A 23,160-nucleotide genomic window follows, 5' to 3' on the forward strand; every position below is an offset into this window, starting at 1 on the left:
TAAGTATAATATCTCCTATTTGTTGGTGTTCTAAATGCTTTTAATATTCCTTCGTTATCCCATCTTTGCAATGTTCTAACTGATACATTAATTAATTCTGCAAATTCATTTGGTTTATAGTTATTATTTTTCAAATGTACTCACTTCCTTTTCATAAGTGGATTTTACTATATTTGATTACTTTTATTTATATTTTAAATAACTAAAGATGCCTCCTTTTTAATACTACCTTGTTATAAATTTCCTAAATTAGGCTTCTACATTGTCATTCCATTTATATCCTATACCTCTCACAGTTACTATACGTTTTGGACTAGATGATTTATCTTCTATTTTTTCCCTGAGCCTCTTTATATAAACAGACAAAGTATTATCGTCTACAAATTCACCTGAAGAATCCCAGAGCTTTTCTAATATTACTTCTCTTTTTAAAGTTATGTTTGGATTTTGAATAAATAAACATAAAAGTTTATATTCTGCGGGAGTAAGAAAAATCTCCTTATCTCCTTTAAATACTTGTGCCTTTAACACATGTATTTCCATACCATTTGATTGTAGTATAGAAGTATTTTCTTCCACTACTTTTTCTTGAATTACAGTATTTTTTCTTCTCATAACTGCCTTTATTCTAGATATCATTTCTCTCAATCTAAAAGGCTTAGTTATATAGTCATCTCCCCCCATATCTAGTCCCAATACAATATTTACTTCATCATCACAGGCAGTTAAAAATATTATAGGAACTTGGCTCTTTTCTCTTATATGTTTACATAAATCGTAACCATTTCCATCTGGAAGGGTTACATCTAATAAAATTAAATCTATTGAATTCTCCATAAAGATTTTCTTACTTTCCTTTATGGTATTTCCAACAAAAACATTGAAGTTTTCATTTTTTAAACTATACTCTATACCCATAGCTAAAGCTTCATCATCTTCCACTAATAAAATTGTCGCCATTTTCATCCTCCTATTTTGTTGTAAGATCATAATATTATTCTTACCTATTATCCTAAAAAGTTAAATAAGGTACATGAAAAGAAATAACAAGTCAAAGATGCTAGTATATTTTGTGTCAGACAAGGAAGCAGGTTCCGTCGTTAGTCAGACTACCGTGGGGTTCTGCTGACGCAGTATGACGCAAAATAGACTAGCATACTGACTTATTATTTATTTGAATGTGCCTAAATTCCTAGTTATATATCAAAGTAACCCTTGTTCATATATTAACCATTTATGTATAAACATCTATATAAAAAAAATCAGTTCATCTTTATAATACAAAAGTGAAACTGATTCTTCAACTATTTTAATTTATTTATATATCTATATATAGTAGTATCTGAAGCCTTCAGGCTTTTAGCTACTTCGCTCACTCCACCCTTTAGTAAAAACACACCTTTTTCATTTAGCTTTTTAACTACTTGCATTTTTTCTTCTAGACTCATTCTCTCTGGAGGTATTGAATATTCTAGCATTACACTAGTTATTATGGAACTAATTACATCCTCCACATTTTTATCCAAATTTTCAAATACAGATGCTCCCTCTAGCTGCTCTGTACCCTCTTGAACATTTTCCTCTCCAACAGATGCCAATGCATCTAATATGTCTTTTACTTTTATAATATCAGTAATATCAGTATTGACACATATCATTCCTATCAACTTTTCATTATCATCCTTTATGAAATAACTAGAAGATTTTAATGTTTTATTATCTTTAGAACTTCCCTTATAATTACATATGTAGTTTTTATCTTTATAACTTTCATCTTTTAATATCTTTAAAACTAAATCTGTCACAGGACCACCTACAGTTCTGCCACTTATATGCCCATTAGCTATAGCTACTATAGACTTATCAGGATTATTTATATCATGTAAAACCACTTCAGAATTATTTCCTAAAACTTTACCCATGAATTCTACTAGTGGAATGTATTTCTTTAATTTATCTTTGTTTTTCATTACTTTATCTCCTCTATCTAGAATTAAAAAATGTTATACAGCAAATAACCATTCTTTCATATGTAATTTAAACATAAGACATTTTCGTATAAATTTTGTAAAAAGGGTCATTTTAAGTGAAAACTTAAAATAACCCAATTTATATGCTGAACTTATGTGTTATTGATAGTTTTTATAATTTTTTAATTCTTTTCAATAACTTAATATTAGGTACATGAAAATAAATAACAAGTCAAAGATGCTGGTATATTTTGTGTCAGACAAGGAAGCAGGTTCCGCCGCTAGTAGAACTATCGGTGGGTTCTGCTGACGCAGTATGACGCAAAATAGACTAGCATACTGACTTGTTATTTATTTGAATGTGCCTTATGCTATAGCTATTACTTCTATTTCAACTAAAGCATCTTTAGGTAATCTAGCTACTTCAATTGCGCTTCTTGATGGATAATCAGCTGTAAAGAATTGTGCATAAACTTCATTCATTTTAGCAAAATTATTCATATCGCTTAAGAAAACAGTAGTTTTAACAACTTTATTTAAATCGCTACCTGCTGCTTCTAGTATAGCCTTTACATTTTCTAATGATTGTCTTGTTTGCTCTTCTATAGTAGTTGGCATTTCACCTGTTTTAGGATCTATTGGAAGTTGGCCTGAAGTATATACTAGCTCTCCTACTTTTATTCCTTGAGAGTATGGTCCTATAGCACCTGGTGCTGCATTTGTTGAAATAACTGATTTATTCATATTTTTTCCTCCTTGATGATAATTTTTTACCACAGTATTAATTTTTTATCAACTGTAAAATAATTATAATATATATATTCCCTTATTTCAATCTTTTATATAAACAAAACTGAAATTTTTATATAAGCAAATTCTAATTAGGTACATGAAAATAAATAATAAGTCAAAGATGCAGGTATATTTTGTGTCAAACAAGGAAGCAGGTTCCGCCGCTAGTAGAACTATCGGTGGGTTCTGCTGACGCAGTATGACGCAAAATAGACTAGCATACTGACTTGTTATTTATTTGAATGTGCCTTAGTAATTTGCATTACTAATTTAATTACAAAAACTTTTAACAACAAATTTAAAAATTCTCAAAGAAGTTTTATTCTTAATTTTCAATTTTAATTTAAATTTTTATATTACTTTTATAAATTATTAAAATATTTTATGATTATCCTACAAAAAGTATTACATTACTTGAATTATGAAATTTCTCTGGAATGAGTTGCATAAGAAGCGAAGGAACCATTTAAATTTAATTTTAGAAATTCTTCTTTTAGACAGATAAAATTATCGTAACCCTTAAAAGGACGCCAGGCTAGCGAACCTGAGGCAGGACGCTGAATGTGAGCGTTAGATAATTTTATATGGCTAAAAGATTAGAATTTCTTAAATTAAATTTATTGTTCCGAGCTTTTATGCAAGTCATGGAGGAGAAATTTCATAATTCCACCACATTGTACCTTATTGTGGGTTAATCATATTTATATAATTTATTTCAATACCAAACCATCACTATTTAATCTTTATTTATGAACTATATATAGACTTTATTCTTATAAATATTTAAAATATTTAAACTTTATTTAGCGCTTTAAAACTACGTATTGATATTTTTCCAAAAACATTGTAATATATAGTTGTAATTTGTAAATATAAACTAAAATAAAAATATAAACTAAAATAAAAATATAAACTAAAAATAAAAGATACAAGACAAATAAAGTCTGTTGATTATAAACTCTTAGCCTTTGGTTAAGAGATTTTTTTATGGTAAATAATATACTAATAACTAGTACTTAATCGCTATCACCTAAATAAGATACCTAAATTCAATCTTTATTGAAACTGATATTAGAGCTTTATAAAAATAGCTACAAATATATTAACTAAAGTTTTTCATTTATGATTATCTCTTATTAATAGAGAAAATAGTATAAAGGGAGGTTTTAAATATGAAAAAACAATTAAATGTGAAAAGGTTTTTAAAAGAAATGATTTGGCTCCACATTGGACTTATTATAACTGCTGCTGGTACTTATTTCTTTTTAGTTCCAAATGATATTGCAGCTGGAGGGGTTAGTGGCCTTGCCATGGTAATTCAACCTTATATTCCGAAACTAAGTATAGGTTTATTAATGACCTTAATGAATTTGGTATTATTTGTAGTAGGTTTTGTATTTATTGATTCTAGTTTTGGGGCTAGATCCATTTATACAAGTTTTGCATTTTCTTTAATAATATGGATTATGGAAAAGACTATGCCTATGACCCATCCATTTACGGATGATTTATTAATAGAATTATTATTTGGTTCTTTATTAAGTGCTGTTGGTATAGCAATAGTTTTCGAACAAAATGCATCTACTGGTGGTACTGACATAGTAGCTAAAATTCTTAATAAATATGCTCATCTTGAACTAGGAAAAGCTCTTCTATTAGTAGACTTGGTAATAACTATATTAGCTACTTATACTTTTGGAATTAAAAAAGGTATGTATGCTCTATTAGGAGTAATAATACTTGGTATAATAATAGACGTAGTAATAAGTGGTTTTAATGACTACAAAAAAGTAGAAATACTAAGCTGTGAAGGTGAGAAAATAAAAAAATTTATAATAGAAGAATTGGATAGAGGTGCTACATTATATATTGGAAAAGGTGCTTATACCAATGAAGAAAAAGAAATAATAAACACTGTAGTAGATAAAAAACAATTCATAAAATTAAAAAAATTTATACATGAAACAGACAATAAAGCTTTTATAATAACTTACAATGTTCATGAAACCCTTGGAGAAGGATTTAAGAGCTTATCAAACTAAAAAAATTCCAATAAACAATTAAATCATTAAATAAAGAAAAATCTACCTTTAATAAGATATAAAGGTAGATTTTTCTTTAATAATTCAACTTTCGCAGTTGAAAAATAAAAATATAAAATTTAAAGTGAAGAATAAAGCTCTTTTAGAAACTAACTATAATTGAAATTTGCAGGTAAGTAATAGGTAAGAGCTAAGAAGTAAGAAGTAATAGTTAAGGATAAAACTCAAGGAGTTTTTTATAATTAATTTGTAAATAACAAGTAATAAGTAATAGTTGTGCTGAAAATTCAGCTTTGCTGAATTTTTTAAAGAAACTCTTACTTTTTACTTCTTACTTCTTACTTTTTACTTCTTACTTTTCACCTCTTACCTACTCTACAAATTTCTATTTTACATTCTAAATTTTAACCCCTTATTAATCTAATGTAGAGCTTGAACTTTATGTACAAAAGTTGAGTTAATTATATGTTCAGAACAATAATTTTACATACTTGTAATTCTTAAAAAATCACTGTTCATAAAAAGCAGATTGGAGACTAGTGTGATTTTATTGTGTATCCTGTATTCTCTATGCAATTAAGTATCTTTTCTTTAGTAGCAGGACTATTATATTCTATTTCTATACTTCCACGGCCTAGGTCTACTGCTACTTCCTGAACCCCTTCAATCTTATCTAATGCATTTAACACTTTGGTTTTGTCCTGCGAATTTGCAAGACCTGAAACTTCGTAATGGCTAGTTTTCATTATTTAACTTCCTCCCTTATCAATTAAACTCTATAAGAGTATACTTTTTATATTATAGAAGGCTAACCAGATCCACTCTAATTAGCCTTTCAATCATAGAACTTAATATATGGATATGTGTGTATGTAATTAATCCATATATTATTCTTCCAAATATTAAATTATTTATACGCTATATACAATAAAATATTATATGATTATCCCACAAAAAGCATTACATTACCTGAATTATGAAATTTCTCTGGAATGACTTGCATAAAAAGCAAAAGAACTGTTTAAATTTAATTTTAGAAATTCTTCTTTTAGACAGATAAAATTATCGTAAGCCTGGCAAGGACGCCAGGCTAGCGAACCTGAGTCAGGACGCTGAATGTGAGCGTTAGATAATTTTATATGGCTAAAAGATTAGAATTTCTTAAATTAAATTTATTGTTCCGAGCTCTTATGCAAGTTATGGAGGAGAAATTTCATAATTCCATTACATTGTACCTTATTGTGGGTTAATCATTATATTAATATTTTTACTCATTAAGGAATACCTTATACTGTAAAAATTCTCATTAAAAAATCTGCCTTAAGGCAGATTATTACTTCATATTTACTTCTAAGTTTTTCAAAGCCATTAAAGCCATTACGTATCCATATATTCCAAAACCACTAATTTGACCAATACAAGCAGGAGCTATAACAGACTTTTTTCTAAACTCTTCCCTACTGTATATATTACTAATATGAACTTCTACAGTTTTTATATTTACTGCTTTTATAGCATCCATTATAGCTATACTATAATGAGTATAGGCTGCTGGATTTATTACTATACCATCATACTTTCCATAAGCTTCTTGAATAAAATTAACAATTTCCCCTTCTACATTGCTTTGAACTATATGCACTTCTAATCCTAAATTTTTACCCTGCTCTTCTATATAACGGCATACATCTTTATAATTATTGCTCCCATACACTTGCTTTTCTCTTATTCCTAAAAAATTTATATTAGGTCCATTTATCACTAAAATTTTCATAAAAACTCTCCTTTCTTCCAGCTCCCTAGTATCCAATTCATAATCCTTGAAAAACTACCACTTACTTCATAGAAATAATATATTCTTGACTAACGTCTCTACAATAGAGGTTTACTAAAGCTATCAATTTTCCTTAATTGATTTAGTGAACTCTCACTCCACTTGTTTACGCTGAAATAGGTATTCTTGATTAAAATTTCTATAAAGAAAAAATTATATTTAAAATCCCATTCAAAGCTTCTTGTTCATCTTTTGAATTTTCTAGTCTATAGTGACAGCTTTTAGTGTAAAGTTCGTATCTTTCATTATACAATACCTTTAATTCTTCTTTTCCATTATTAAGAAGCGGCCTATTTTCTATTTTAATATCCTTAAATATATTCTCTAATGGTCTATCTATAAAAATAACTATACCACTACTTTTCATAATATCTATATTACATTGTTTTTTTACTATTCCGCCTCCTGTAGCTATTACACACTCTTGATTTTTGCACACTTCACTTAAAGCTTCACTTTCTATATTTCTAAACCTTTCTTCTCCATTTTTAAATATATCTTGTATACTCATATTTTCTCTTTTTTCTATGTATTCATCTAAATCATAAAATTTCATATTTAATTTATTGCTAAGACTCTTTCCCAAGGTAGTTTTGCCACAACCAGGCATACCTATCAATATTATATTATTTTTCATTTTAAACACCTTTTTAAATTTATTGAGTTGCCCATATATATAAACTGATTATCCCAAAAAAATCATTACATTACCTGAATTATGAAATTTCTCTGGAATGACTTTCATAAGAAGCGAAGGAACTGTTTAAATTTAATTTTAGAAATTCTTCTTTTAGTCATATAAAATTATCGTAAGCCTTAAAAGGACGCCAAGCTAGCGAACCTGAGGCAGGACGCTGAATGTGAGCATTAGATACTCATATATTTCATCAATTAATCCTTCTTTTAGAGTTATTTCATTCCATATTTCTTCTGCAGCTACAGCTTGAGCTACTAACATATATAAACCATTTACGCATTTTATACCCTTTTTTTTAGCATACCTTAAAAGCAGTGTCTCCTCTGGATTATATATAAGATCCACTACCCAATTAAAATTACTTAGAAAATCCATAGGTACTGGTGATTCATCTATGTCTGGATACATACCACATGGAGTAGTATTTACTATAATGTATTTATCTTTTAATTCATTTAAATTTTTATATTCTATTATGTGAGCTTTAGGAAAAATATTCCTCTCAATAACAGTTTTTTTATCTCTTGTTACAATAGTTATCTCATCCACGCCACTTTTTAACAAACAATAATAAACCATATTGGCAGCTCCTCCACTACCTAACACCACAGCTTTCTTTCCCATTACATCTATATGCCATTTTTCTAAAACTTTTTTAAATCCAAAATAATCCGTATTATAACCTCTTGTCCTTCCATCATAAAACTTTATAGTATTTACTGCTCCTATATCTTTAGCTTCTTCACTTATCTCACTAATGTATTTTATAATATCTACCTTATAGGGAATTGTAACATTAACCCCTTTAAATCCCACTTTATTTAATTCATCTAAAACCTTAGGGATATTTTCTCTAGTTATCTCTAAAATCTGGTAATCACCATTAATGAACTTTTCTTTGAATATACGTTCATGTATATCTGGTGATAAGCTATGTGATAATTTTTCACCTATAAGTCCATACAAACTTTTATTTTTAATAAAATAATCTTGATATTTTTTGCTCTCACCCATTATCTTCATAAATATTTCTCTAATATAGGTGGAAATTTCATTATTATTAATGTATTCTAAATTTTTATTTAAAACTTCTTCTTCTCTTTTATTATCTAAAAGGGCAACATCCTTACTTTTCTTATATAAAGCTACTTTTTTAACTACATTCATTCTTTTTTCTAGAAGTTTAGAAATTTCTTTATCAATATCATCTATTTCATCTCTTAATTGTTGTATTTTATACATAATTCCCTCCAATGTTTGTTAATTTATATGTTCTAGTTCTCAATCCCAAAATTAATCTTTAGGTACATGAAAATAAATAACAAGTCAAAGATGCTGGTATATTTTGTGTCAGACAAGGAAGCAGATTCCGCCGCTAGTAGAACTATCGGTGATTTCTGCTGACGCAGTATGACGCAAAATAGACTAGCATACTGACTTGTTATTTATTTGAATATGCCTTAGATACTTTTTATCAAACATTACTTGGTAAATATTGATCATTGCCAATAGATATATCCCTAATTAAATAAAGATTAAGAGCTATGAATATTAAAATAAAGTACATCAAAAGCGCTCACTCCTTATGGAGTGAGCGCTGTCAACATATCATCCTGCTTTTTTGTTTCTTTTGCTCCTTTTAACGGTAACTATAATAACACCTATTTAATATTCCATAGAAATTTTTATCTTTACCAATTATAATTATATCCTTTTCATATATATATGTCAACAATATTTAAAGTTTATTTATCATACTAGCTAAATATCCTGCACCAAATCCATTATCTATATTTACTACACTAACTCCACTAGCACAACTATTTAACATTGATAAAAGTGCTGACACTCCATTAAAACTTGCTCCATATCCTACACTTGTAGGCACAGCTATTACAGGTTTGTCTACTAAACCTCCAACCACACTGGCCAAAGCTCCTTCCATACCTGCTACTACAATAACTACCTTAGCACTTCTTATTATATCTAGTTTATTAAACAATCTATGTATTCCCGCTACTCCCACATCTACAATTCTTTCTACTTTATTACCTAAAAATTCAGCTGTAACTGCAGCTTCCTCTGCTACAGGTATGTCTGAAGTTCCTGCAGTAACCACTGCTATATATGTATCTTTTTTAGTAATTTGCTTTTTTTGAACAGTTATTATTTTAGCCATGCTGTTGTACTCTGCTTCACTGCAAATTTCCTTAACAGCATTATACATCTCTTCCGTAGCACGAGTTGCTAATATATTGTTATTTTTAGTATTCATAAATTTTATTATACCTTTTACCTGCTCCACAGTCTTTCCTGCGCAATATATGACCTCAGGATATCCCACTCTTAATTCTCTGTGATTATCTATATTAGCATATCCTAAATCTTTAAAAGGAAGCTCCTTCAGACTATCCAATGCATCTTCTACTGCACAATGACCATTTTTTACATTTTCTAGCAATTCTTTTATTTCATCTTCATTCATGAAATAACTTCCTTTCTATGTTAATTTTTTAAAACTATTTAATAACTAAGAATTAGAAAAACACATGAACAGAAATTAAAAATAGAAAATTAAAGTAATTCTAATCCACTCATTCTATAGCCTTTTACATCCAAAGTCACGTATTTAAATCCATATTCCCTAAGCTTATCACCTATAACATCTAAAAGTTCTTCTTCCAGTATATTTTTAAAGTCTTTCTTATCCACTTCTATCCTAGCCAAATCTCCATGGCATCTAACTCTTACAGCCGTAAATCCAATATTCATAAGATATTTTTCTGACTTTTCTATCTTCTTAAGATCTTCTAATTTAATAAGGCTTTCATAAGGTATTCTGGAAAGCAAACAAGCATAAGCAGGCTTTTTCCAAGTAGGTAATCCTAATTGCTTGGATAAATCTCTTATATCTTTTTTAGTAAAACCCATGTGCATAAGTGGGCTTTTTATATCCAATTCTTTTAAAGCTTTCATTCCAGGTCTATAATCTTTTGTATCATCAAAATTAGTGCCATCAACAACGCAATTATATCCTTCTTCTAGGGCGAACTTTTTTATAGTAGAAAACACATTTTTTTTACATAAATAACACCTTTCCATAGGATTATTTTTTATTTCATCCATTATGGGAATAGTTATAAATTTATGTTTTACTTTTAATCTCTTTGCAAAATCTTTTCCCTCTTTTATTTCCCATCTAGGAATATATGGGGTGTCTATAGTTGCTGCTAAAACTTTATTCCCCAAAACATCTGTACATGCTTTTAACAAAAAAGTACTATCAACGCCTCCTGAAAAAGCTACCACACAGCTATCTAAAGTTTTAATGTATTCTAAAAGTTTCAAGTATTTTTCTTGTAAAGAATTTTTCACCCTCATATCTCCCCTTTACTTTATGCTATTATAAACTTCCCTTACAACATTTCTTATAGGTACATCATTTTCTAATGCAACCTTTTTACAGTCCTCGTATTCAGGCTTTATCTTAAAGTCTTTATCATTTACATAAGCCTTCTTTACCCTGATATCTCCATAAGAAGTTTTAACTACAGAAAAATCTCTTTTTAGAATATCCCTTACCATACTACACTCCCTAACTCCTAGGGTAGAGGTTTCTCTAAATAATACCTTCTTAAGCTCTTCCTTTTTTTCCTTGTGGCAAAGCACACTTAACTTCACACCTGGACGCCCTTTTTTCATTATTATGGATGTGATAAAAACATCCAAAGCACCTTCTGAAAACAATTTTTCATACACATATTCATACATTTCAGGGTTCATATCATCTATATTACATTCTAGTATAAAACACTGTTCTTTAAAATAAAATTTTTCCTTTTTTTCTATTCTTCCTAAATAAATTCTTAATAAATTAGGAATTTCCGTATCTCTATTTCCTACACCATAACCTATTTTATCTATGATAAATTCCTTTTCTTCGGTAAACCTACTAACCATAGTCTTTAATATAGCTGCTCCTGTAGGAGTAGTCGTTTCAAAAGGAACCGCTCCGATCTTTATAGGAACACCTTTTAAAAGCTCACTAACTGCTGGAGCAGGCACAGGAATTAATCCATGAGCACATTTTACGAACCCACCTCCTAATTGAACTGGAGAACATAAAATTTTATCTACATTTAAATATTGAAAGCATATAGCTGCACCCACTATATCCACTATAGAATCCACTGCACCTACTTCATGAAAATGCACTTGGTATAAATCTTTACCATGAATCTTTCCCTCTGCTTCTGCCATCTTTCTAAATATACTTAAACTCATAATCTTAACACTTTTCTCTAATGAACTATCATTTATTATTTTTTCTATATCCTTAAAGCTTCTATGATGGTGATTTTCATCATGAGAATCATGGTGCTCTTCATATTGATTTTCTTTTAAAATTACATCTACTTTTGTACCACTTATACCTTTTCTTTCATCTTTCTTTATTTCTATTTCAAATTCTTCATTTATACTTAATTTCTTAAGTTCTTTAATTAAATAACCCTTATCCACGCCTAGGTCTATCATTGCACCTAAATTCATATCTCCACTAATACCTGAAAAACAATCATAATACAATACCTTCATTTTTCTTCTCCTGCCTATTAAATTTAAGTAGTTATACTTTTATCAATCTCTAATCACTGATATTATTATTCAACTATTACTAATATTTATTATTTAAGTTCTTGTATTATCTAAAGTTAAATAATCAACTTTCGCAGTTATAAAATAAAAATATAAAATTTGAAATTTGCAGGTAAGTAATAGTTGTGGTGAAAATCCAGCTTTGCTGAATTTTTTAAAGGAACTCTTACCTTACCTATTAGTTCTTACTTTTTCACTCTTACTTCTTACTTTTTACCTCTTACCTACTCTACAAATTCCTATCTTACATTCTAAATTTCAAATTTTAAACCCTTATTAATCTAATGTAGAGCTTGAACTTTATGTGCGAAAGTTGAGTAGTTAATATATAAATTATACAGCTTTTTTAAAAATAATCATTTCAGTCTAGGTATTTTTATATAAGCAAACTAAAATAGCACTAGCATATCATCAATTACTTTGAAGAAACCTTTATAACTTTTTACTTTATTTTCTTTTATATCTATTACATTAATGGTTTCATCCCTACTTCTAATACTTGCACAAGTTATTAAATACCTATCCTCCATAAGCTCCTTTATTTTCCCTAAACTATCTGGATAAGTATATTCCACATTTCCTCTTAGCAATTCTTTTACATAGCAAGTTTCATTTTCCATATATTTGCAAGCAAATATATTCTTATTTTTTCCCACTAAATTGTAATCTATATTTAACGTATCTGCAACCTCATCTATACTTTGTACATTTTCTATATTTTCATCTAATTTATTTTGGTTTTTTACAGTATATATAGTTTTTTTCATAGTATTTCTATCTAGAAAAGTTACTATTTCTTCATTAGGCTTTCCAAAATCTTTTTTTACAAAATATATATTATCCTTATCTACTCCTAAAAACATTTCATAACCATCAAAGCCCTTATATGCTATGCTTTTGAAGCTTAATTCCTCTTTTCCTTCTTTTATCTCTTCAATAAACTTATCTGCACAAGTATATTTCAAATGATCCTTAAGATAGAATACATCTTCAATATTTTCTATAACATCTGGTTTTATATATTTATACTTCTTTTTATATGAAGTATTATATATATCCTCTATTGTAGATGCATTTAAATAGTTTTCTTCATAAACAATACACCTTTCTCCTGCCAATTCTGTTCTAAAGAAAACTTGACTAAACCCTCTTAAAAAATTTTTATCCTTTATTTCGTATTGATCACCTGAATCTACATTAAAAATATACCCCTTTTGGTATCCATATTGTTCCTCATCATGTTTTAAATCTAATTCAATATTTATATTCATAATACTAGATTGCTTTGCAAAAACACATATATAGTGGTCATTTATCATCTCAAATTCCATATCAGAATACTGGCTTTCCATATAAAAATTAAATATAGGAAACTCCTTCTCTACACCTTCTAATTCCACCTTATAAAGAGTATATAAATCTTTTGTCTTTTCCCTTTCCCTTGTTACATAATATATGCAATCTTCTCCCTCAATAAACTTATTGTAAACTACACCTTTATATAGATTATTAGAATTACTAGTTAACTTCTTCAATTTTTTAATTTTCAAATCATAGCCATAGTAACCAAATACCCTATGATCCGAAAACATACGCCCTACCCTTTTTATTTTCTCAAAGATTATTTTATCGTTAACCTTCTCTATTGGATTAAGTATTGTGTCACCACTATTTCTCATATCCAATATATCCATACAACCCCTCCTAAATTTGACTTTATACCTATATTCATATCCATTTTGTGGATATTTTAAACATTAAGTCAATATTTCATACCCTTCTCTTGTAACTACTATCGTATGCTCCCATTGAGCTGAAAGTTTTCTATCTTTAGTAAGAACCGTCCATCCATCTTTTAAAACATTGTACTCATAAGTTCCTTGATTAATCATAGGTTCAATGGTAAATACCATTCCTGGAAATAACACCATATCTCTTCCCTTCTCTCCACAATGAGCTACGAAAGGTTCCTCATGAAAACCAAGTCCTACTCCATGTCCACCATAGTCTCTTATTACAGAATATCCATTTTTCTCTGCATATTTTTGCACTGCGTACCCTATATCTCCTAAAGTAGCAAAGGGTTTAACTTGATTTATTCCTTCATATAGGCATTCTTTAGCCACCTTCACTAATCTTTCTGTCTCCTTATCAGCCTCACCAATTATATACATTCTGCTAGAATCTGAATAATAACCATCTAATATAGTAGTTACATCTACATTTACTATATCTCCTTTCTTTAAAACTGTTTCCTCATTAGGTATACCATGACAGACCACCTCATTTATAGAAACACACACACTTTTAGGATATCCCATATAGTTAAGTGGAGCTGGTACCCCACCATGTTCTACTGTATATTCATGAACCCAAGTATTAACTTCTTCAGTAGTAACCCCTTCTTTTATTTTCTCTCCTACCATATCTAGTACAGCTTTGGTTAATCTACCACTTTTTCTTATACCTTCTATCTCCAAATCTGTTTTTATCATGTCCCTATCAGGCACTATATGTCCTTCTGCTGCCAAAGCTTCCAATCTCATATCTAAATCCAAATGACAATCCTTATATTTTTTTCCACTACCACACCAGCATAATTTGTTCCAAAATTCTTTTTTCAAATAAAACACCTCCAACTTTCATAAATAAGAAAAAACTATTGCATATATTTACAGTTTATTTATAATTAACAACCTTCTTTTTATTAATTACTAATTTTTAATTATCTAAAACACATATATTTTAGGTACTTTTTTTAGAGATTAGGAATTTCAACCTATGAATTAAGAACTTCTATTTTCCAAATCTATATTTGTAAAATTACGTAATAACTCTTTCTTAATTATTAACTATACTTATATTATACACTAAATAATCTTTTTTCGTAAAAATCCTAACCCTTTGTTGCAAAGATGGGTAATAAAATGATATAAATGTATTATGCCTTTATCTTTATCTTTAACAAATACTAATTTATGTATTATTTTATTTTGAAAGGAGTAGACTTTATGGATAAATCTAAACAATTAGGCACAGAGAGTATTGGAAAACTCTTATTTAAATTTTCCATACCAGCTATTATAGGTATGCTAGTAAATGCTCTATATAGCATAGTTGATAGAGCATATATAGGACATATAGATAAAATAGGTACCAACGCCCTTTCTGGACTAACCAGCACCATGCCCATCTCCACAACTATAATGGCTTTTGGGATGTTAGTAGGCATAGGTACTTCTGCTTTAATTTCTATAAAGCTGGGAGAAAAAAAGAAAGAAGAAGCAGAAAAAATACTAGGTAATGCAGTAGTTCTTGATACATTAATATCATTCATAGTAGGTATTTTAGGATTTATATTTCTTGATAAATTATTATTACTATTTGGAGCTGGAAAAGAAAGCCTTCCCTATGCCAAAACGTATATAAGCATAATACTTTTAGGTGCTCCCCTACAAAATATAGGTTTTGGTATAAACAACAGCATCCGTGCAGAAGGAAACCCTAAAATGGCAATGCTCACAATGGTATTTGGAGCTATTATAAATATTATACTTGACCCAATATTTATATTCGTATTTGGTATGGGAATTAAAGGTGCCGCTATTGCAACAGTAATTTCTGAAACCTTTAATACCATATGGGTTATGCATTATTTTATAAGCAAAAAAAGTGGAAGTATTTTAAAAGTAAAAAAAGAAAATTTAAAATTAGATTTAAGAATTATAAAATCTATCTTTGCTATAGGTATGTCACCTTTTGCAATGCAAATAGCTGCTAGCATAGTAGTAACCTTGTATAACCGTGGTCTATATACTTATGGTGGAAACAAGGCTGTAGCTGCTATGGGTATAATAAATAGTATTGCCATGCTTATTTTTATGCCTATGTTCGGAATCAATCAAGGGGTTCAACCCATAATAGGGTATAATTATGGTGCTAAAAATTATCTTAGAGTTAAAAGGGCATTAAAATTAGCTATATTAGCAGCCACTACCATAGCTACAGTTGGCTTCTTATGTGTTCAAATATTCCCTAAAACCTTAATAGGATTATTTATAAAAGATGATATAGAACTTTTAAATATAGGTGCTAGAGGACTTAGAATAGATTTAATTTTCTTACCTATAATCGGCATGCAAATTGTAGGTTCTAACTACTTCCAAGCTATAGGTCAAGCTAAAACTGCTATGTTCCTAAGTCTTCTTAGACAAGTAGTTATTTTAATTCCACTTATATTAATACTTCCTACTTTATTCAAATTAGATGGTCTTTGGATGTCGCAACCTTGTGCCGACGTAATTGCTTTTATACTTACAGGATTTTTCTTATATAGAGGCATGAAAGAACTAAAAGTCACTAATTAAGAATATTGTGAATCAATACATTGAAGAAAAATCTGATTTTAATTCCGTAATAAATGTGTAATTTGGGACTGTTCACAATACGCCAAGAACTTCTAAATGTCCCAAATTCCACATTTATTACTACATTAAAATCAGATTTTTAGTTTAATATGTATGTGGTTTGAGAGGAGAGGCCTACTAAAGGATGATTTTCCTCCGCTTCGCTATGGAAAATCTTTAATTTATAAAAAAAGCACTCATAATATTTTTTAGGCGTAGCCTTTCGTTTAATCTACAATCCTAGTTACTAATAATATTTTAACTAATTGTGAGATATAATTAGTCACTTTCATTAGGTACTAGTAACTGTCACATTATTAAAATATTAGATAAAATTTAATATATTTTGCCGTAAGGCATTGACTTGTATAAATCTTAAATTTGTAGGGTAGACCAGGTAAGAGGTAATAAGTAAGAAGTAAAAAGTAAGAGTTAAGGATAAAACTCAAAGAGTTTTTTATAATTAATTTATGAATAAATAACAAGAGAACAGCTAGTAAAAATATGAGCTCTTGAAAAAATTCAGCAAAGCTGAATTTTCACCACAACTATTACTTCTTAGCTATTACCTATTACTTATCTACAATTTCTTATTTGTCTAACAATTAAAGTTATATATTCTTATATATAACTCCTAATCATGCCTATGTATTTAAACTGGCTATCGCCAATAAAAGATTTTTAAAGCGCTTAAAAAGAAAGGCTATAACTATTTTATTTAATGAAATAGTTATAGCTTTTTTGCTTTACCATTTATTTAATTAAAGCTTTTCCGTAACATAGTGGCGGAAAAGCCTCCTTTAGTAGGCTGTCTCCCCCCATAAGTAATGTACATATGAACCGAAAAATCTGTCTTTAAGGTAACAATAAATATATTTTTTTAGACTATTGAGCTAGCCTTAGAAATTCTTTGTTTTCAAATTTCAATACCCGTTAAGAAGCTTTCATGTTTGAGCGCCGTTAGAAGCGAGTTTGAAAGCTTTAGGGGATTGAAATTTGAAAACATTAGAATTTCTTGGCGTATTGTAAGCAGTCTTAAAAAATATATTTATTGTGGACTTAAAGACAGATTTTTCTTGCAGCACTTGCTTCGTAATTTATTCTACTTGTTCATTCTAAGTGTATCGGCTATAGCTGCTAAGTTTCCTAATGAAGATAAAGATTCATTTGGAAGTATAAGTTTATTAGCAGGATTTTTAGCCATTTCTTGAAGAGCTTCTACTTGTTTAAGAGCAATTACCCTTTCATCTGTTCCTGATTCAATAATAGCTGCATTTACCCTTCTTACTGCTTCTGATTGTGCTTCTGCTATAGCTCTTATTGCTTCTGCTTTACCTTGTGCTTCTAAAAGTTGAGATTCCTTAAGACCTTCTGCACGCCTTATGTTAGCTTCTTTTTCAGCTTCTGCTCCAAGTATTCTAGCTTGCTTTTCACCTTGTGCTTTTTCTATTTGGCTTTGTTTTTGTCCTTCTGCTTGTAAGATTGTAGCTCTCTTATCTCTCTCTGCTTTCATTTGTTTTTCCATAGCATTTTGTATTTCTGCTGGTGGTATTATATTTTTAATTTCTACTGATAATATTTTTATTCCATATGCATCAGTGATTTCATCAACTATTTCCAATAATTTACCATTTATTCTGTCTCTTCCTGATAAAACTTCATCTAAGGACATGTCTCCAACTATATTTCTCATATTAGTAATAGTTGAATAAACTATACCTGATTTGTAGTCCTCTATATTATAAACAGCATCTTTTGCACTTAATACTTTATAAAATATAACATTATCTATGGATATATTTACGTTATCCTTTGTTATAACTGTTTGAGGTTGTATATCTAATATCTGTTGCTTTGTAGATACTTTCTTTCTTACATAATCAGCAAATGGAATTACTAAATGCCAACCTGGTTCTAATATTCTGTGGAATTGTCCAAACCTTTCAACTACAAATACATTACCCGTATTTACAACTTTTATTGAACTTAATATGATGGTTATAACTACTACTAATAAAATTATTACTAAAATTTTACCTGGCATAAACACACACTCCTTTAATTATTTTTCTTTATTTTTTCTATAATTAATTTATTCCCTTGTATTCCTACTATTTTTATTCTATCTCCTAGTTCTATTTCTTCACCTTTGTTTTCAACAGTCCAATATATACCGTCTACTTTTAAATTTCCTTTCTCTTTTATATTCTGATCACTAACTATTTCTCTACCAATGTATCCTTCTTCCATGGTTTTTGTCTTAGGTACAGTTCTCTTCATATTCTTTTTAACAATCGGATAGCCCGTAGCCATAAACAGAACACTAACTATGATAAACACTATAATTTGTGTACTAAAAGATAACCCTAGTGTTAAACATATTATTGCTGCTATAGCTCCCGCTGTAAACCATACAAATAAAAATGCGCTGGTGACTATATCTATAAGCAGTGCCCCTATTCCAACTATGAGCCATACAATTAATGGAAACCAGTCCATAAAATCTCCCCCTTTCTATGCATTTAAAATTATCTTTAATTTATGGTTATATTTAAAATATAATATAACTTCCATTAGTATAAAACCTAGTAATTTTATTTATATATTCTATATTATTAATTTATATCCTTTATTATATTATGCTATATAAAATTTTATGATATTTAATTAGGAATATTCCTTGAAATTTCTAAGCTTGTTTATATTATATAGTATAACTAAAAATATTAAAAGTTTATTTACATTCTAAAAAACGTTATTAATTACTATTTAAAGTGTTCTAAATAATCCTCAGTTCTTTTTTCTTATGTTTTCTCCTTTTTCCATTAAAATAGAAAGACTGTAATGTACCTCATTTATTTAATTACATGTTATAATAAAAAAAAGAATCCATAGAATACTTGTTAATGAATAATATTACTATCTATTTATAGAATTGGAGTGAGTTCAATGTACAATGGTTTTATAAAATTATCTACAGCCTGCCCTATAACTAATGTGGCAGACATAAATTTCAACTTGAAAAATATAAAAAAATGTATTGATGAAGCTTTAGAAGACAATTCTAAATTAATAGTTTTTCCTGAACTATCCATAACGTCTTATACCTGCGGGGATTTATTTAATCAAAAAAAGTTACTATTTAAAAGTGAAGAGGCCCTACAAAATTTATGCTTATTTTCTAAAGACAAAGATATCTTAATAGCTGTAGGTGCTCCTTTATACTCTAATTCGTGTCTTTACAACTGTGCATTTATTATATTCAAAGGTAAAATTTTAGGAATAGTCCCAAAAAGTTATATACCAAATTACTCGGAGTTTTATGAAAAAAGATGGTTTTCAGAAGGCCTTAGAATAGTAGATAAACATATTGACTTGAAATTTCAAAAACATATACCATTTGGAACAAACTTAATTTTCACCTGTGGCTCCTTTAAATTTGGAGTGGAAATCTGTGAAGATCTTTGGGTTACAATACCTCCTAGTAGTTATTTAAGTTTACTTGGTGCTAATGTTATAGGAAACCTTTCTGCATCTAATGAATTGGTAAGCAAAGCTAACTATAGAAAAAATTTAATTTCAAATCAAAGTGCTAGATGTATGTGTGCTTATGCCTATGCCTCCTCAGGGGTGTTTGAATCTTCCACAGACTTAGTTTTTGGTGGTCATCTTCTAATCGGTGAAAATGGAAATATATTAAGTGAAAATAATAGATTTCATAGAGAAAACCAAGTAGTAACTTCTATAATAGACATAGATAAACTAGTATCTGAAAGGCTTAAAAATATCTCCTTTAGAGATAGCGTTAAATTATGTCCTTTTGAAGCTTTAGAAATTCCTTTTGAATTTTCTGATTTAAATTTAGGCAAATTTACAAGATATATAGACAAACATCCTTTTGTTCCTGGAAATTCTGAAGAAAGAAGCTTAAGATGTAGTGAAATTTTCAACATTCAAGCATCAGCTCTAGCCAAAAGATTGACCCATACTAACAGTAAAAAAGTTATAGTAGGTATTTCTGGAGGATTAGATTCCACATTAGCTCTTTTAGTAATAGTAAAAACTTTTAAGCTTTTAAATCTTCCAAGTGAAAACATAATAGCTATTACTCTGCCCGGTTTTGGAACCACAGATAGGACCTATAACAATGCAGTATCCCTTTGTCAAAAATTAAAAACTGATTTTAGAGAAATAAATATAGTAGATGCCTGTTTGCAACATTTTAAAGACATAAACCATCCAGTAGAAAATCATGATGTAACCTATGAGAATGTGCAAGCAAGAGAAAGAACTCAAATACTTATGGATATTGCTAATAAAGAAGGCGGCTTGCTAATAGGAACTGGTGATTTGTCAGAATTAGCTTTAGGTTGGTGCACCTACAATGGAGACCATATGTCCATGTACTCCGTAAACTGTTCTGTGCCTAAAACACTTGTTAGATATTTAGTAAGATATGTAGCTGAAAATGAAGTAGCTGAAGATATTTCTAATATACTTATAGATATACTTCATACTCCTGTAAGTCCTGAACTACTTCCTAAAGATAAAAATGGTGAAATAACTCAGAAAACCGAAGATATAGTAGGCCCTTATGAGCTTCATGATTTTTTCTTATATCATTTTATAAAAACAGGCTCCACTAAAGAAAAAATACTATTCCTTGCCGAAAAAGCTTTTGACGGAGACTATAATAAAGAAACTATAAATCTATGGCTTGAAAAGTTCATAAAAAGATTCTTTACACAACAATTTAAACGTTCAGCTATTCCAGATGGACCAAAGGTTGGAACTATAAGCCTTTCTCCAAGAGGAGATTGGAGAATGCCTTCTGATGCCAGCTTTAATAGCTTTCTATAACTACTAACTAAATTTTCAGAGTTATAAAACCACACTTGCCATTTATATTTATCATAAATGGCAAGTCTCCCTACCTAAACTAGCACCCTAGCCCTCTAGCAAACTAACTCCGGCCCCCTAGCACACTGGCACACTAACTCTGGCCCACTATTTATACAGGTCCACAACCAGCCCTGTTATCTCATCAACAGTACTGGCTATATTTAAATTTTCACATTGTTCATTTAAAATAGCTGCAGTGATTTCTTCTAACTTTTCATCCACTGTTTCCACAGTTATAAAGTATTGAGTTTGCCAAAAACTTATATCTTTTTCTACCTTATACATATGCGATAAAACTGATTGCAAATACTCTTTTATAAGATTTTTATAAGCTTTCACATCTCTATAAGACTTAGTAATAGCCAACCTATTTCCCTTTTTCTTTATATTATCTAGCATTTCCTTCATTTCTTTTTGAGATTTTTGTTGTCTTGCAAAATTAAAATTTTGTGAAAAGTCTTTTTTATTCTTAATCTCATGTTTTTCTTGAGGAATTCCTACATTTCTTCCAATTCTATTTATTTCCACAACAACACCTCTATTTCACTTTGTATATTAATTCTCTTTCTTATAAACTTTTAATAATAAAATATATATTTATTAAATAGTGATATGATTTTTATCATTTATATTACTAACAATAATATTCGTAATAATTAATATTTTCTTCACCGAATAAGCTTTTGGTCTTCTATAATTATTATATAACATCTTCTAAAAAAATTCTTCTGTTTGCATATATGAAAATCGAAAGTTATAATTAAGCTTGGAGGTGGAACCATGAACGAACTTTTCACTATGTTCTTAACTTTTTTTAAAATAGGAGCTTTTACCTTTGGAGGTGGCTATGCTATGATACCTCTTATAGAAGCAGAAGTTGTAACTAGAAGACATTGGATTTCTAAGGAAGAATTTGTGGATATAATTGTCATTTCTCAATCATTCCCTGGAGCCCTTGCAGTAAATTGCTCAACTTTTATAGGTTATAAAATGGGGGGAATATTAGGTGCTATACTTGCTCTTTTAGGGGTTATAATGCCCTCATTTTTTATAATAATTGCTATAGCTGCTCTTTTTGTGCAATTTAGAAACAACTACATAGTAGATTTAATATTTAAAGGTATAGGTGCTGCCGTACCAATTTTAATATTAGTAGCCATAAGCAGTCTATTTAAGTCAGTAAAAAAAACTTACATAAATTATATAATTATACTACTATCCATTATAGCTATAGCTATATTTAAAGTTAGCCCTATATGGGTTGTGGTATGTTCTGCACTATACGGAATAATTTTTTTAAGGAAGCAGGTGCAATAATGAAGTTACTAATAGATATATTCTTAACTTTTTTAAAAATAGGTGCTTTCAGCTTTGGTGGTGGATATGCAATGCTTCCATTAATTCAAAAGGAAATAGTAGAAAAACATCAATGGATTAGTTTTAATACATTTAAAGATATAATAGGTGTATCTCAAATGACTCCTGGTCCCATAGCTATAAATTCAGCTACCTTTGTAGGTTATAAAGTTGCAGGAATAAAGGGAAGTTTATCAGGAACTTTAGGTGTTATAACTTTTTCTTTTATATTAGTTACCGTAGCAACTCATTACCTTATGAAGTTCAAAGACTCCAAGTTAATTAAATCAGCTCTTTTAGGTATGCGCCCCGCTCTAGTGGGACTTATAATTGCAGCTTTTATTCAGCTTGGTAAAGACTCTTATGTAGAAATAAAAGCAATTGTAATAGGGCTTATAATTGCCTTTTTATCATTTAAAACAAAACTTCATCCAATCTTAATAATTGTAATTTCAGCTGTATTAGGAATAATCTTTTATAGCATATAAGAAAATTATGACTTTGT

21 protein-coding genes are annotated in these 23,160 nt (G+C 29.1%); 5 read left to right on the forward strand and 16 right to left on the reverse strand.

Features of this window, described 5'->3' with window-relative positions:
• The 4 genes from C1715_RS06220 to C1715_RS06235 all read right to left on the reverse strand — a co-directional run.
• On the reverse strand, positions 1 to 134 hold a 134-nt coding region (locus C1715_RS06220), incomplete at its 3' end, for a MerR family transcriptional regulator (RefSeq protein ID WP_146005377.1).
• A 115-nt stretch (positions 135 to 249) separates the two neighbouring features.
• Entirely contained in the window at positions 250 to 960 is a 711-nt protein-coding gene (locus C1715_RS06225) for a response regulator transcription factor (RefSeq protein WP_102399712.1), read from the reverse strand.
• Positions 961 to 1,304: 344 nt separating this feature from the next.
• Complete coding sequence (locus C1715_RS06230; protein ID WP_102399713.1) at positions 1,305 to 1,970, reverse strand: helix-turn-helix transcriptional regulator; 666 nt, start codon at positions 1,968 to 1,970, stop codon at positions 1,305 to 1,307.
• Positions 1,971 to 2,336: 366 nt separating this feature from the next.
• The gene (locus C1715_RS06235) at positions 2,337 to 2,714 is read right to left on the reverse strand and encodes a RidA family protein (protein ID WP_102399714.1); all 378 of its coding nucleotides are present in this window, start codon (positions 2,712 to 2,714) and stop codon (positions 2,337 to 2,339) included.
• A 1,220-nt stretch (positions 2,715 to 3,934) separates the two neighbouring features.
• On the opposite strand from C1715_RS06235, the gene C1715_RS06240 reads away from it, so the two are divergent.
• Complete coding sequence (locus tag C1715_RS06240) at positions 3,935 to 4,804, forward strand: YitT family protein (protein WP_242971903.1); 870 nt, start codon at positions 3,935 to 3,937, stop codon at positions 4,802 to 4,804.
• A gap of 536 nt (positions 4,805 to 5,340) precedes the next feature.
• Here the strand turns inward: C1715_RS06240 and C1715_RS06245 are convergent.
• The 9 genes from C1715_RS06245 to map form a co-directional block, all read right to left on the reverse strand.
• The gene (locus C1715_RS06245) at positions 5,341 to 5,550 is read right to left on the reverse strand and encodes a heavy-metal-associated domain-containing protein (RefSeq protein WP_102399715.1); all 210 of its coding nucleotides are present in this window, start codon (positions 5,548 to 5,550) and stop codon (positions 5,341 to 5,343) included.
• A gap of 587 nt (positions 5,551 to 6,137) precedes the next feature.
• A complete protein-coding gene (gene aroQ / locus C1715_RS06250) occupies positions 6,138 to 6,578 on the reverse strand; it encodes a type II 3-dehydroquinate dehydratase (protein ID WP_102399716.1) in 441 nt (146 codons plus the stop codon).
• Positions 6,579 to 6,777: 199 nt separating this feature from the next.
• Complete coding sequence (locus C1715_RS06255) at positions 6,778 to 7,275, reverse strand: shikimate kinase (protein WP_102399717.1); 498 nt, start codon at positions 7,273 to 7,275, stop codon at positions 6,778 to 6,780.
• A gap of 195 nt (positions 7,276 to 7,470) precedes the next feature.
• Positions 7,471 to 8,577 carry a shikimate dehydrogenase gene (aroE, locus tag C1715_RS06260; RefSeq protein WP_180964013.1) on the reverse strand — a complete coding sequence of 369 codons (1,107 nt, stop codon included), beginning with the start codon at positions 8,575 to 8,577 and terminating at the stop codon, positions 7,471 to 7,473.
• 496 nt (positions 8,578 to 9,073) lie between these two features.
• A complete protein-coding gene (gene larB, locus C1715_RS06265) occupies positions 9,074 to 9,820 on the reverse strand; it encodes a nickel pincer cofactor biosynthesis protein LarB (RefSeq protein WP_102399718.1) in 747 nt (248 codons plus the stop codon).
• 89 nt (positions 9,821 to 9,909) lie between these two features.
• Positions 9,910 to 10,710: an ATP-dependent sacrificial sulfur transferase LarE gene (gene larE / locus C1715_RS06270; protein ID WP_242971904.1), complete on the reverse strand. Its 801-nt coding sequence runs from the start codon at positions 10,708 to 10,710 to the stop codon at positions 9,910 to 9,912.
• A 15-nt stretch (positions 10,711 to 10,725) separates the two neighbouring features.
• Positions 10,726 to 11,931, reverse strand: coding sequence for a nickel pincer cofactor biosynthesis protein LarC (gene larC, locus C1715_RS06275; RefSeq protein ID WP_102399720.1), 1,206 nt, complete (start codon positions 11,929 to 11,931; stop codon positions 10,726 to 10,728).
• Between the two features lie 449 nt (positions 11,932 to 12,380).
• A complete protein-coding gene (locus C1715_RS06280; RefSeq protein WP_102399721.1) occupies positions 12,381 to 13,685 on the reverse strand; it encodes a hypothetical protein in 1,305 nt (434 codons plus the stop codon).
• A 63-nt stretch (positions 13,686 to 13,748) separates the two neighbouring features.
• Positions 13,749 to 14,615 (reverse strand): type I methionyl aminopeptidase, encoded by an 867-nt coding sequence (gene map / locus C1715_RS06285; protein WP_102399722.1) that lies wholly within the window; start codon positions 14,613 to 14,615, stop codon positions 13,749 to 13,751.
• Positions 14,616 to 15,002: 387 nt separating this feature from the next.
• On the opposite strand from map, the gene C1715_RS06290 reads away from it, so the two are divergent.
• On the forward strand, positions 15,003 to 16,358 hold the full coding sequence (locus C1715_RS06290; protein ID WP_102399723.1) for an MATE family efflux transporter: 1,356 nt from the start codon (positions 15,003 to 15,005) through the stop codon (positions 16,356 to 16,358).
• 1,141 nt (positions 16,359 to 17,499) lie between these two features.
• Here the strand turns inward: C1715_RS06290 and C1715_RS06295 are convergent.
• Entirely contained in the window at positions 17,500 to 18,441 is a 942-nt protein-coding gene (locus C1715_RS06295) for an SPFH domain-containing protein (protein ID WP_102399724.1), read from the reverse strand.
• 14 nt (positions 18,442 to 18,455) lie between these two features.
• Positions 18,456 to 18,896, reverse strand: coding sequence for an NfeD family protein (locus C1715_RS06300; protein WP_102399725.1), 441 nt, complete (start codon positions 18,894 to 18,896; stop codon positions 18,456 to 18,458).
• Positions 18,897 to 19,346: 450 nt separating this feature from the next.
• Between C1715_RS06300 and C1715_RS06305 the strand changes: the two genes are divergently transcribed.
• Entirely contained in the window at positions 19,347 to 21,257 is a 1,911-nt protein-coding gene (locus C1715_RS06305) for an NAD(+) synthase (RefSeq protein ID WP_102399726.1), read from the forward strand.
• A gap of 147 nt (positions 21,258 to 21,404) precedes the next feature.
• On the opposite strand, the gene C1715_RS06310 is transcribed toward C1715_RS06305, so the two are convergent.
• Positions 21,405 to 21,827 (reverse strand): YaaR family protein, encoded by a 423-nt coding sequence (locus C1715_RS06310; RefSeq protein WP_102399727.1) that lies wholly within the window; start codon positions 21,825 to 21,827, stop codon positions 21,405 to 21,407.
• Between the two features lie 252 nt (positions 21,828 to 22,079).
• Between C1715_RS06310 and C1715_RS06315 the strand changes: the two genes are divergently transcribed.
• Positions 22,080 to 22,616 carry a chromate transporter gene (locus C1715_RS06315; RefSeq protein ID WP_102399728.1) on the forward strand — a complete coding sequence of 179 codons (537 nt, stop codon included), beginning with the start codon at positions 22,080 to 22,082 and terminating at the stop codon, positions 22,614 to 22,616.
• Entirely contained in the window at positions 22,616 to 23,143 is a 528-nt protein-coding gene (locus C1715_RS06320) for a chromate transporter (RefSeq protein WP_102399729.1), read from the forward strand. The genes C1715_RS06315 and C1715_RS06320 overlap by 1 nt, the downstream gene beginning before the upstream one ends.
• The last annotated feature ends 17 nt before the right edge of the window (positions 23,144 to 23,160 follow it).

It is taken from the genome of Haloimpatiens massiliensis (assembly GCF_900184255.1).
Classification (GTDB): Bacteria; Bacillota; Clostridia; order Clostridiales; family Clostridiaceae; genus Haloimpatiens; species Haloimpatiens massiliensis.